The 11,274-nt window shown below is 68.8% G+C and carries 11 protein-coding genes; 7 read left to right on the top strand and 4 right to left on the bottom strand.

What is annotated here, in order from left to right; genetic code table 11:
* Together VF536_RS25065 and VF536_RS25070 are read right to left on the bottom strand one after the other, a co-directional pair.
* Positions 1–249, bottom strand: a 249-nt coding sequence (locus VF536_RS25065; protein WP_331617681.1) for a DUF3391 domain-containing protein, incomplete at its 3' end; no start/stop codon positions are given.
* A 143-nt stretch (positions 250–392) separates the two neighbouring features.
* A complete protein-coding gene (locus tag VF536_RS25070) occupies positions 393–1,118 on the bottom strand; it encodes a c-type cytochrome (protein WP_331617683.1) in 726 nt (241 codons plus the stop codon).
* Positions 1,119–1,206: 88 nt separating this feature from the next.
* Between VF536_RS25070 and VF536_RS25075 the strand changes: the two genes are divergently transcribed.
* From VF536_RS25075 to VF536_RS25090, 4 genes are all read left to right on the top strand, one after another.
* Positions 1,207–2,049: a MoxR family ATPase gene (locus VF536_RS25075; RefSeq protein WP_331617684.1), complete on the top strand. Its 843-nt coding sequence runs from the start codon at positions 1,207–1,209 to the stop codon at positions 2,047–2,049.
* 22 nt (positions 2,050–2,071) lie between these two features.
* The gene (locus tag VF536_RS25080; RefSeq protein WP_331617685.1) at positions 2,072–2,296 is read left to right on the top strand and encodes a hypothetical protein; all 225 of its coding nucleotides are present in this window, start codon (positions 2,072–2,074) and stop codon (positions 2,294–2,296) included.
* Positions 2,297–2,362: 66 nt separating this feature from the next.
* Entirely contained in the window at positions 2,363–2,971 is a 609-nt protein-coding gene (locus VF536_RS25085; protein ID WP_331617686.1) for a GNAT family protein, read from the top strand.
* Complete coding sequence (locus VF536_RS25090) at positions 2,971–5,187, top strand: S9 family peptidase (protein WP_331617687.1); 2,217 nt, start codon at positions 2,971–2,973, stop codon at positions 5,185–5,187. Before VF536_RS25085 ends, VF536_RS25090 begins: the two co-directional genes overlap by 1 nt.
* On the opposite strand, the gene VF536_RS25095 is transcribed toward VF536_RS25090, so the two are convergent.
* Positions 5,132–5,842 (bottom strand): MHFG family PEP-CTERM protein, encoded by a 711-nt coding sequence (locus VF536_RS25095; protein ID WP_331617688.1) that lies wholly within the window; start codon positions 5,840–5,842, stop codon positions 5,132–5,134. The two genes, VF536_RS25090 and VF536_RS25095, sit on opposite strands and share 56 nt — an antisense overlap.
* 339 nt (positions 5,843–6,181) lie before the next feature.
* On the bottom strand, positions 6,182–7,474 hold the full coding sequence (locus VF536_RS25100) for an EAL domain-containing protein (protein WP_331617689.1): 1,293 nt from the start codon (positions 7,472–7,474) through the stop codon (positions 6,182–6,184).
* A gap of 131 nt (positions 7,475–7,605) precedes the next feature.
* Here VF536_RS25100 and VF536_RS25105 point away from each other — a divergent pair, with 131 nt between their 5' ends.
* From VF536_RS25105 to VF536_RS25115, 3 genes are all read left to right on the top strand, one after another.
* The gene (locus tag VF536_RS25105) at positions 7,606–8,799 is read left to right on the top strand and encodes a vWA domain-containing protein (protein ID WP_331617690.1); all 1,194 of its coding nucleotides are present in this window, start codon (positions 7,606–7,608) and stop codon (positions 8,797–8,799) included.
* Positions 8,800–8,822: 23 nt separating this feature from the next.
* Complete coding sequence (locus VF536_RS25110) at positions 8,823–10,730, top strand: autotransporter assembly complex protein TamA (protein WP_331617691.1); 1,908 nt, start codon at positions 8,823–8,825, stop codon at positions 10,728–10,730.
* Positions 10,731–10,734: 4 nt separating this feature from the next.
* The coding region (locus tag VF536_RS25115) for a hypothetical protein (RefSeq protein ID WP_331617692.1) at positions 10,735–11,274 on the top strand (540 nt) is incomplete at its 3' end.

Genomic DNA, 11,274 nt, shown 5'->3' on the forward strand with positions numbered 1-11,274 from the left:
AGGCGCAGGCGCAGGCGCGGCAGCCGGCGGCGCCAGGGCCGCCTTCGGCGCCTCGGGCGCATCGACGTCCAGGCCCTTGGACGCGTCGATCCAGCAGAACGGCACGCCGCTCGCTTTCAGCGCCTTGAGATCCTCGGGATCGGTGAGGACGAATTTCGTCTTCCAGAAAGGGTGCGACAGCCACGACCCTTCCATCCCTTGCAGATACATGCCCAGCTTCACCTGGGCCGTGGGGATCTTCTTCAGCATGACTGGCGTTTTCGTCCAGGACAACACAGTATGGCGCCCTCCTTGGCGCACGCACAGTCAGATCAGGCAATAAAAAACCGCCCTGGCGGGCGGTTTGCTACTGCTTTCGCTTGAACCCGGGTCAGGGTCTAGCCTGCCACGAATCAGCGGAACCGCGATTGCGGGACTGTACGGAGTTCGGACGGCAAGCCTGCCAAATATTGCGACAGAAGCTTCAGTTCGGCGTGACTGAATTGTTTCACCTGGCCCGCCATCACCGCATTGGTGCGTCCGTGATAGGGCTTGCCCTCGATCTGGTAGGACTTCAAGGCCACGTAGAGGTAGTCGGCGTGCTGGCCGGCGATCTTCGGGTAGGTCCCGTCGATGGGCTTGCTGAAGTTGGCGCCGTGACAGCTCGCGCACGCGCCCTTGTCGAGCAGCTTCTTGATGTCGGCCGGCGCTTCCACCGTCGGCGGCACCGCGTCGACCTTGGCCAGGCCGGCGTAGTAGTTGGAGATCTCCGCGATGTCCTTGTCGCCCAGCGGCAGCGCGATGCCGCGCATCGTCGGGTGCTTGCGGTCGCCCTTGGCGTAGGCCGCCAGCGCGTTGGCGATGTACTGGGCGTTCTGGCCCGCGATCATCGGCACCTTGTGGACCTCGGGGAAGGTCGCCTGGTAGCCGGGGATGCCATGGCAGCCGATGCACATGGCCACCTTGGCCTGTACGTTGGCCTGGGGGCCAGGTGTTGCGGCGCCTGTCGCGCCGGCAGGGTTGGTCGTCGACGGCGCTTGTCCCGGCGCGGGCGACGAAGAAGCGTTGGACTGAGCGGCTACAACAAACGCACTACCGGCCAGCATCAACGCGAGGGAGATCTGCAGTTGTCTTCTCATGGTCCCGATCTTCTAGGATTTGGGGCGGCGCGATTATAGGGGGGGCCCTATATACTGGTTTTCACCCCTGCGCTAGAGAAGCCCGCCCATGAAATTCCAAGGTTCCCAGGACTACGTCGCCACGCCCGACCTGATGCTGGCGGTCAACGCGGCCATCACGCTGACGCGGCCGCTGCTGGTCAAGGGCGAACCGGGCACCGGCAAGACGCTGCTGGCCGAGGAGGTCGCCAAGGCGCTGGGACTGCCGCTGCTGCAGTGGCACGTCAAGAGCACGACCAAGGCGCAGCAGGGCCTGTACGAATACGACGCCGTCAGCCGGCTGCGCGACAGCCAGCTCGGCGACGACAAGGTGCGCGACATCGCCAACTACATCGTCAAGGGCACGCTGTGGGAGGCCTTCTCCTCCGACACGCCGGTGGCGCTGCTGATCGACGAGATCGACAAGGCCGACATCGAGTTCCCCAACGACCTGCTGCGCGAACTCGACCGGATGGAGTTCTACGTCTACGAGACCCGCGAGTGGGTCCGGGCCAAGCACCGGCCGCTGGTGTTCATCACCTCCAACAACGAGAAGGAGCTGCCGGACGCCTTCCTGCGCCGCTGCTTCTTCCACTACATCAAGTTCCCCGAGGCCGACACGATGCAGGCCATCGTCGACGTCCACTTCCCCGGGCTGAAGAAGGACCTGCTGGCCGCCGCGCTGAAGACCTTCTACGACGTGCGCAAGCTGCCGGGGCTCAAGAAGAAGCCCTCGACCTCGGAGCTGATCGACTGGCTCAAGCTGCTGCTGGCCGAGGACATCCCGCTGGAGGCGCTCCAGACGCAGGACGACAAGGTCGCGATCCCACCGTTGGTGGGCGCGCTACTGAAGAACGAGCAGGACCTGACCCTGTTCGAGAAACTCGTCTACATGCAGAGCCGCAACCGTTGACCGCCGCCCGTACGATCCCCGCATGAGTCAAGACTTCAACACCGCCTGGCGCGCCGCGCTGGCCGACGCGCTCGGATTCGTCGGGGGCGGCGTGATCGGCCTGCTGGCCGGCCGCGCGCTCGGATGGGAATTCATCGGCCAACCCGGCTGGGGCACGACGCAGATCCTGGGCCTGCTGACCATCCTTGTCGGCATGGGCGCCTGCCGCTGGGCGCTGCGCCGGCTGCTGCTCGGCAACAAAGGCTGAGGCGCCGGCCGCCCCTCCGCCCGTTTCTCTTCTCCTCGAACCGCCGGCCGAGGGTCGGCCCGCTTCATGACCGCACCCAACCCCTTCACCGCGCCGGTCACGCTGACCGGTCCGCACGCGCGGCTCGAGCCGCTCTCACAGGACCACCGCGAGGCGCTCGTCGACGCGGTCGCCGACGGCGAACTCTGGAAGCTCTGGTACACGACCGTGCCCGCGCCCGACCGCATGGGCGCCGAGATCGACCGCCGGCTGGGCCTGCGCGACGCGGGCTCGATGAACCCGTTCACCGTCTTCGACGCCGCAGGCCGCGTCGCCGGCATGACGACCTTCATGAACATCGACGCGACCAACCGCCGCGTCGAGATCGGCTCGACCTGGACCCGCGCCTCCAGCCAGCGCAGCGGCCTGAACACGCAGTGCAAGCTGCTGCTGTTGAAGCACGCCTTCGAGACCCTCGGCTGCATCGCGGTGGAGTTCCGCACCAACCGCCTGAACACGCAGAGCCGCCGGGCGATCGAGCGCCTGGGCGCGCAGCTCGACGGCGTCCTGCGCTCGCACGTGATCATGCCCAGCGGCCTGCCGCGCGACACCGCCGTCTACAGCATCACCGCGGCCGAATGGCCGACCATCCAGACCCACCTGCAGTGGTTGATCGACAAACCCCGGAGCGCCTGATGCCCGCCGTGAAAAAGACCCCCACGAAGTCCGCCGCCAAGTCCGCGGCAAGAAAGTCCGCCACCACGAAGACGGCTTCGAAGAAGACCTCATCCGCGCTCAAGACCTTCGACGTCGACGCGCTGTGGGCGCTGGCGCGCATCGGCGCGCCCAGCCTGTCGCCGGACGGCGCGCAGGCCGTCGTGCCGGTCACCCGCTACGACATGGAGAAGAACAAGGGCGAGACCTCGCTGTGGCTGCTGTCGACGCTGGGCGGCGAGCCCCGTCCGCTGACCTCCGCCGGCGAGAAGGACGGCCAGCCGCGCTGGAGCCCGACCGGCGACGCCGTCGCCTTCGTCGCGCGGCGCGAGCAGGAAGGCGACAAGGACGAGGCGCCTCAGCTCTACGTCATCCCGCCCGACGGCGGCGAGGCGCGCCGCGTCACGAAGCTGCCCTTCGGCGTCGAATCCTTCAAGTGGTTCCCCGACGGCCGGCGCCTGGCCTTCGTGTCCTGGGTCGACCCGGGCCTGAAGGGTCAGGCCGCGCAGGCCGAACGCCGCAAGGCGGACAAGGACCGCAAGGACTCGGCCTATGTGACCGAGGAAGGCTACTACCGCTTCTGGGACCATTCGCTGCCGATGAACCGCGTGCCGCACCTGCACGTGCTGGACGTCGCCAGCGGCGAGGTCCGTGACCTGTTCGAGGGCACCGACTTCGAGCTCAGCCGCGCCGAGCCCGATGCCGACACCTTCGACATCTCGCCCGACGGGCAGCGCATCGTGTTCAGCTTCGACCCGTACACGCCCAAGACGCTGGAGCATCGCAACGCGCTGGCCGAGATCGACGTGCGTTCGGGCCGCGCGCAGGTGCTGCTGCACGAGCCGGGCTGGGACTTCGTCGCGCCGGTCTACAGCCACGCGGGCCAGCACATCGCCTTCATCGCCACGCACCAGGGCCTGAAGCACACGATGCCGCAGCAGCTGGCGGTGCTGGACACCCACGGCAACTGGGCCGTGCTGTCGGAGGACTGGGACCACGACGTCGCCGCCCCGCTGCGCTGGGACGAGGACGACCTCGGCGTGCTCTTCTGCGCCGAGGACCAGGGCCGCCGCCACCTCTACCGCTTCGACGTGAAGACGCTGCACGCTTTCCCGCTCTGCGAGGGCGGCCACGTCGGCGCGTTCGCGCTGGAAGCCGGCACGCTGGTCGTGCTGCACGACAGCGCGTCCTTCCCGCCGCAGGTCTCCGTCGTCGATCGCGAAGGCGACGCCGAGGAGCAGGTGCTGCACCGCATCGAGTCCTTCAACGACGCGGCGCTCGCCACCTTCCGCTTCGGCGAGGTCGAGGAACTCTGGTACGAAGGCGCGCTCGGCGAGCTCGTCCAGATGTGGCTCTACCACCCGCCCGGCTTCGATCCGAAGCAGAAGACCAAGGTGCCGCTGATGCAGCAGATCCACGGCGGCCCGCACACCGCCATGGGCGACAGCTGGCACTGGCGCTGGAACCACCAGGCGATGGCCTCGCAGGGTTACGTCGTCGCCTGCGTGAACTACCACGGCTCGTCGAGCTACGGGAACCGCTTCGCCGATTCGATCACCGGACGTTGGGCCGAGCTGGAGCTGCAGGACATCGAGATCGCGACCGACCTGCTGCTCAAGCAGCCGTGGGCGGATCCCCGACGCGTCTTCGCCGTCGGCGGCAGCTACGGCGGCTACATGGTGTCGTGGATGAACGGCCATCTGCCGGTCGGCCGCTACCAGGCCTACATCTGCCACGCGGGCTGCTTCGACTGGACGGCGATGTTCGCGAACGACGCCTACCTGTGGCACGCCAAGGAACTCGGCACGCCGTACTGGAAGGACCCGGCCAAGGTCGCCGCGCAGAACCCGATCGCCTACGCCCAGAACTTCAACACGCCGACGCTGGTCATCCACGGCCAGCTCGACTACCGCGTCCCCGACGCCCAGGGCCTGGCGTACTACAACACGCTGAAGGCCCAGGGCATCGAGGCCCGGCTGGTGTGGTTCCCGGACGAGAACCATTGGGTCATGAAGCCGCGCAACTCCAGGCTCTGGTACGGCGAGTTCTTCGATTGGCTCAAGCGCCACGACACGGGCCACGACAAGGGCGGCGCCAAGGGTCGCGCCAAGGCCGGGGTCAAGGCAGGAGTCAAGGCCGGGGTCAAGGTCGGCAAGAAGCTCGACGCACAGCCCGCTTCGAAGAAGAAGCGCGCCTGACCAGCAGCGTCAGCAACGCCAGGCCCGCCGCGGCCATCGCCCAGGTCGAGGGCTCCGGCACTGCCGGCGTCGGCACGTCCTCGACACGCGGCGGCAGCACGAAGAGCGGGGGCGTCGGGATCGAGATCGGCGGCCCCGCCGACGGCGGGCCGATCGAGACCGGCGGTGGGCTCGCAAACGACCCGGGCGGTATGCCGGGAACCCCCGTCAGCGGAGACGGCGGCAAGGTCGACAGCGGCGGCACCTGGCCTTCGGGCACCGGCGCCGGCGCACCGGCCCCTGGCGGATCGAAGGGCAGTTCGCCCTCGCCCGGCGGGGGCACCGGCCCGCCGCCACCGCCCGGCACCCGGGCGATGCGGCTCACGTTGCGGCACACCGTCGGCACCATCACGCAGTCGCCGCCCTCGCAATAGACCAGCGCGCGCTCGCGCTGGTCGTCGGACCAGCGATCGCGGCTCACGCTCGCGCAGACGCGGCCCTGGCCGAAGTGCATGTCGCGGATCCGCGGCTCGTAGCCTGCGTTGCCCTCGATGCTGTCGCGCGAGATCTCGACGATGTCGTCGTAGTCGTGCGCCCGCATGCGCGTCTTCAGACGCTCGCGCACATCGGGGGCGATGTCCTTGTAGCGGTCGACCGCCGCAGGCACGTCGCCCATGAAACTGTCGTGGCCCGGCCGGTCCCATGAACAAGCCTCAGGCGCCGCAGCCCTCGCGGGCACATGGGCGAGGAGCGCCCCAACCGCCAACGCGGCCAACAGGTACTGCAGTCGTGACATGGGAGGGCAGCGGCCCCGCAGGACCTCGGCGTAAGTGGACCCATCCGTCTTTGGCAAGCACTGGACCCGGGGACAGGACTTGCGCGAGGCGTACCACGTATGGCCAAGCGCGGGCACTCCACGGCGCAGGGGGCATCCCTCCGGGAACCCCCAGCACCATTCCGGCCCCACGCTCACCCGCTGCCCGCGGGCCTTGGGAGTGCGAGTGACGCGTGGGGGCTAGACCTCGTCCCAGTCCAGATCGCCGCACAGGACGCGCAGGCGACCATCCTGCCAGTAGGCGACCGACACCGTCACGCACATCCTGGCCCCATGCAGGCTCAGGTAGGGGCGGGTGGTCTGGATCTCGCCGACGGTCTCGACGGCGCGGCGGAAGTAGGGTCGCCGCGCCCAGCGCGCATCGCCCGCGCGCTCCATCGGCAGGAAGCGCGGATCGATCTCCGCAGGCCCCGAGGCCGGCACCGCGCGCGCGCCGATCTCGCGTCCGTCGTCGTCCAGCAGGTAGCACATCTGCGCGCCCTCCAGCTTGAGGAAGGGCTGGCAGGCCTCGGCCAGCGGCCGCCCCTGCTGCACCGTCTGCAGCGACAACGCCAGCGCCGTGCGGAACGGCGTCAGCCGGTCCAGGTGATCGCGCCGCAGCTGTGCCTGGCGCTCGTTGAACATGCTCCAGACGTCCTCCAGCGCGGACACGCCCTCGCCGTCGCGCAGGAACGGCGCCGGATGGCCGAAAGCGAAGCCCTGCACCAGGTCCACGTCCGCATCCATCGCGAGCTGCGCGTCTTCGGCCGTCTCGATGCCCTCCAGCAGCACCAGCGAGCCGCACTCGTGCAGCAGCGCCACCATCTGCGACAGCACCCGCGCCATGCGCCGCGATCCGCGCGAGCGCATCAGCAGCGAGCGGTCCAGCTTGACGATCTCCGGCCGGATGCGCCAGATGCGATCGAAGTTCGAATGCCCCACGCCGAAGTCGTCCAGCGCCAGCAGGCAGCCGGTGGCGCGCGCGGCCTCGACCGCTTCCTCGAAGCTGTCGTCGCGGGCCATCACGTCCTCGGTGACCTCGAAGACCAGGCGGTGCGTCGGCAGGCCCAGCTGGTGCACGACCTCGACCGCGCGCGCCAGCATGCGCACCTGCAGCGCCGCATGCATGAAGACGGCCGGATGGATGTTCAGGAACAGCCAGCAGTCCGGCTGCCGCTGCGCGACGAAGTTGTGCACGTGCAGCAGCCGGCACAGGCGGTCCAGCCAGATCTGCTGCTCGAAGTTGCCGACGCCCTCGAAGGCGGTCACCGGGGCGATGGGGCGACCGCGTTCGTCCTCGACGCGGATCAGGCCTTCATAACCGACGGGCCGGCGGTGCGGATAGCTGTAGACCGGCTGGAACGCGCTGGTCAGCCGGTAGTTCTGGAAACTGCCGACCCAACGGCCGCGTTCCTCGCCGACGGCGCCGTACAGCGCCTGCAACATGCCTTCGACCTCGGCGTTGTCGTCGCCGCTGCCCTGCCCGTGATCCATTCGCCCGACCCCAACGTTGGAGGCTGCGCGGTTCCGCGACCGCGGAGCCGTGTTTGGCACCGATGCTACGCCTGCGCCCCGCCGGTCGGCATGGATAATGCCCTGATGCCCCGGAGTCTAGGGGGAGGCCCATGCTGATCCAGTTCTTCTACACGCTGCGCGCCGCCAAGCTGCCCGTCTCCGTCAAGGAGTACCTGACCCTGCTCGAAGCGATGAAGGCCGGGGTGCTCGACGACACCGACATCGGCGGCAGCGGCCCGACGGTCGACAAGTTCTACGCGCTCGCCCGGACCTCGCTGGTCAAGGACGAGGCGCTGTTCGACAAGTTCGACCGCGCCTTCGCCGCCTACTTCAAGGGCGTCGAGCTGATGGGCGACCTGTTCAAGGCCTTGCCGCAGGAATGGCTGACGAAACAGCTCGAACGCGAGCTGACGCCCGAGCAGCTCGCGCAGCTGAAGGCGCTGGACTGGGACGAGCTGATGGACACGCTGCGTCAGCGCCTCGAGGAACAGCAGGAACGCCATGAAGGCGGCAGCCGCTGGATAGGCACCGGCGGCACCAGCCCGTTCGGCAACGGCGGCGCGAACCCGCGCGGCGTGCGCATCGGCGGCCCCGGCGGCCAGCGCAGCGCGGTCAAGGTCTGGGACCAGCGCGCCTACAAGGACTACGACGACAACATCGAGCTGGGCACGCGCAACATCAAGGTGGCGCTGCGCCGGCTGAGGCGCTTCGCGCGCGAGGGTTCGGAACTGGAACTCGACCTGGACGACACCATCCACAAGACGGCGGCCAACGCCGGGATGCTGGACATCCGGATGATCCCGGAGCGCCACAACAAGGTGAAGCTGCTGCTGCTGATGGACGTCGGCGGCACGATGGACGAACACGTGCACCGCGTCGAGGAGCTCTTCTCCGCGGTCAAGAGCGAGTTCAAGCACCTGGAATTCTTCTATTTCCACAACTGCGTCTACGACTTCGTGTGGAAGAACAACCGTCGCCGCTTCGCCGAGAAGACCTCGACCTGGGACCTGATCCACAAGTACAACCGGGACTACAAGCTGATCTTCGTCGGCGACGCGACGATGAGTCCCTACGAGATCCTCCAGCCCGGCGGCAGCGTCGAGTACAACAACGAGGAAGCCGGCGCCGAGTGGCTGCAGCGGCTCACCGCCCATTTCAACAAGCACGTCTGGATCAATCCCGAACCGGCCGGGGTCTGGCAGTACCGCCAGAGCATCTCCCTGATTCAGCAGTTGATGCAGCAACGCATGATGCCGCTCACGATGGGCGGCCTCGAACAGGCGATGCGCGTGCTCAATCGATGACGGCGACGACTCCGACGTTTCCGGTGACTCGATGGCTGCGGCGCGCGCTGCCGATCCTCACGATCGGCGCGGCGCTCGCGCTGCTGGGCGGCTGCTCGCTGCTGCCGACCGAGCGCAAGGCGCAGGTGAAGGTCGCCGCGACCGAAGAGGCCGACGCGAACAATCCCTACGTGACCAGCACGCGCAAGATCTCGGCCTACGAGCTGACCGTGGAAGCGCCGCCCGAGTTGCGCGCGCTGCTGCTGGAGCACCTGGACCTGGCGCGCTTCCGCGACACGCCCGAGGACATGCGCCTGACCGCCGGCGAACTGCGCCGGCTCGCCGCCGTCGCGCCCGAGCAGGCCACCAAGCTGCTGGAGACGGCCGGCTACTTCAACGCCAAGGTCCGGACCGAGGAGGTGGGCGACCTGTCCGACGGCGTGCGCAACCTGCGCCTGATCGTCGAGACCGGTCCGCGCGCGCTGGTCCGCCAGATGGATCTGCGCATCGAGGGGCCGCTGAAGACCGCCAGCGAGCGCGGCGACAAGCTCGCGACCGCGCTGGACCGCACGCTGACGCAGAGCTGGCTGCTGCCGCCGCAGACCGGCTTCAGCCAGGGCGACTGGGCGGCCGCCAAGAACGCGCTGCTGACGCGCGCCCGGGCGCAGGGCTACCCGCTGGCGCGGATGACACACAGCGAGGCGGTCGTGCAGGCCGACGACAACCAGGTCGACATCGCCGTCACGCTGGAGAGCGGTCCGCTGTTCACGCTCGGCGAGCTGACCGTCGAGGGCCTGAACCACCAGCCCGAGGAAAGCGTGCGCCGGCTGGCCGGTTATCAGCTGCACCAGCCCTACAACGAGAAGCTGCTGCTCGACTTCCAGGAGCGGCTGGTGGGCACGCAGCTGTTCGACAGCGCCAGCGTCGAGATCCAGCCCGAGAGCGTCACCCCGCCGCCCGGCGCCGAAACGGTCGAGGTGCCGGTGACGGTGAAGATCCGCGAGGCCGCGCGCCAGCAGGTCGTGCTGGGCGTCGGTTACCGGACCGTCGACGGCCCGAGCGCGAGCGTCGAATACACGCACCGCAAGCCCTTCGGCCTGAACATCCGCGAGCGCAGCAAGCTCGAGCTGTCGCGCGTGCGCCAGGCGCTGGACACGGAAATCAGCTCGCACCCGCAGCCCAACATGCAGCGCAGCCTGGCGCTGGTGAAGGTCGAGCGCATCGATGACAACGACCAGGTCAACCTCAACCTCAGCACGCGTTTCGGTTATGCGAAGGAAACCGACCCCGAAGACCGGCTGACCTACGTCGAGGTGATCCGCGCCTGGGAGCACAAGCCCGACATCCCGACGACGGTGGCCGGCGCGGTCTCGCTGAACCAGCAGATGACCTGGCGCCGGCTGGACTCGCGCGTGCTGCCGACCAAGGGCTGGAGCGCGACGGCCACGGTCGGCGGCGGCTGGGCCGACAGCTCGTCGGAGAAGAACGGCCCGTTCGCGCGGGCCACCGGCAAGATCTACTGGTACTCGCCGCTGTCGGGGCGCTGGCTGTTCTCGACCCGGCTCGAGGGCGGACAGATCTTCGCCAAGGGCAAGCTCGGCCTGCCCGAGGCGCTGCGCTTCCGCACCGGCGGCGACGACAGCGTGCGCGGCTACGGCTACAACGACCTGGGGCCGGTGAATTCCACCGGCGCGCAGACCGGCGGCCGCGTGATGCTCAACGGCAGCGTCGAGGTCTCGCACCCGCTCACCCCGCGCATCCCGCAGCTGATGGGTGCCGTGTTCCTCGACGCCGGCCAGGCCGCGCAGAACTGGGGCGACTTCCACCCCGCCTGGGCCTACGGCACCGGCCTGCGCTACCGCAGCCCGGTCGGCGTGCTGCGTTTCGACTTCGCCAAGGGCAACCTGGTCGACAAGTGGCGCCTGCATTTCAGCGTCGGCATCAACCTGTAATCCGATGAGCGACCCGCGCGACGATTCCTCTTCACCGCCGACCGACGCGCGGCCGCGCCGTCGCCGTCGCGGCCGCGGCCTGCTGTGGGTGCTGCTCGCCATTCCGGTGCTGCTCGGCCTGGTCGCTCTCGCACTGACCTGGGCGCTGAAAACGGAAGGCGGTACCGCCTATGTGCTGGCCAAGGTGCCGGGCCTGTCGCTGCAGAACGCGCGCGGCCGGCTGCTGGGCGACTTCGACGTCGACCGCGCCGAACTCGTCCTGCCCGGGACCGAGGACCGCATCGTCCTCGAACAGCTGCAATGGCGGAACGTGCGGCTGGTCTGGAATCGATCGCCGCTGCTGTGGGGCGAGGTCCGGGCCGACCGGCTGGCCGTCGCGCGCCTGTGGGTGCAGGTCGCGCCCAGCGCGTCGACCGAACCGGCCAAACCGCCGCTGAGCCTGCTGTCGCCGGTCGCAATCACGATCGCGGACCTGGAGATCGGCGAAGTCTTCGCCCCCGGCCTCGCGCAGCCGCTGCGCGGCCTGCGCGGCAGCGCGTCGCTG

It is taken from the genome of Roseateles sp. (assembly GCF_036486225.1).
Taxonomy (GTDB): Bacteria; Pseudomonadota; Gammaproteobacteria; order Burkholderiales; family Burkholderiaceae_C; genus Roseateles.

What these genes read in the sequence shown, in the direction of transcription:
- VF536_RS25070 (WP_331617683.1), bottom strand. Translation starts at nt 1,118, where the DNA reads ATGAGAAGACAACTGCAGATCTCCCTCGCGTTGATGCTGGCCGGTAGT.
- VF536_RS25075 (WP_331617684.1), top strand. Translation starts at nt 1,207, where the DNA reads ATGAAATTCCAAGGTTCCCAGGACTACGTCGCCACGCCCGACCTGATG.
- VF536_RS25080 (WP_331617685.1), top strand. Translation starts at nt 2,072, where the DNA reads ATGAGTCAAGACTTCAACACCGCCTGGCGCGCCGCGCTGGCCGACGCG.
- VF536_RS25085 (WP_331617686.1), top strand. Translation starts at nt 2,363, where the DNA reads ATGACCGCACCCAACCCCTTCACCGCGCCGGTCACGCTGACCGGTCCG.
- VF536_RS25090 (WP_331617687.1), top strand. Translation starts at nt 2,971, where the DNA reads ATGCCCGCCGTGAAAAAGACCCCCACGAAGTCCGCCGCCAAGTCCGCG.
- VF536_RS25095 (WP_331617688.1), bottom strand. Translation starts at nt 5,842, where the DNA reads ATGGGCGACGTGCCTGCGGCGGTCGACCGCTACAAGGACATCGCCCCC.
- VF536_RS25100 (WP_331617689.1), bottom strand. Translation starts at nt 7,474, where the DNA reads ATGGATCACGGGCAGGGCAGCGGCGACGACAACGCCGAGGTCGAAGGC.
- VF536_RS25105 (WP_331617690.1), top strand. Translation starts at nt 7,606, where the DNA reads ATGCTGATCCAGTTCTTCTACACGCTGCGCGCCGCCAAGCTGCCCGTC.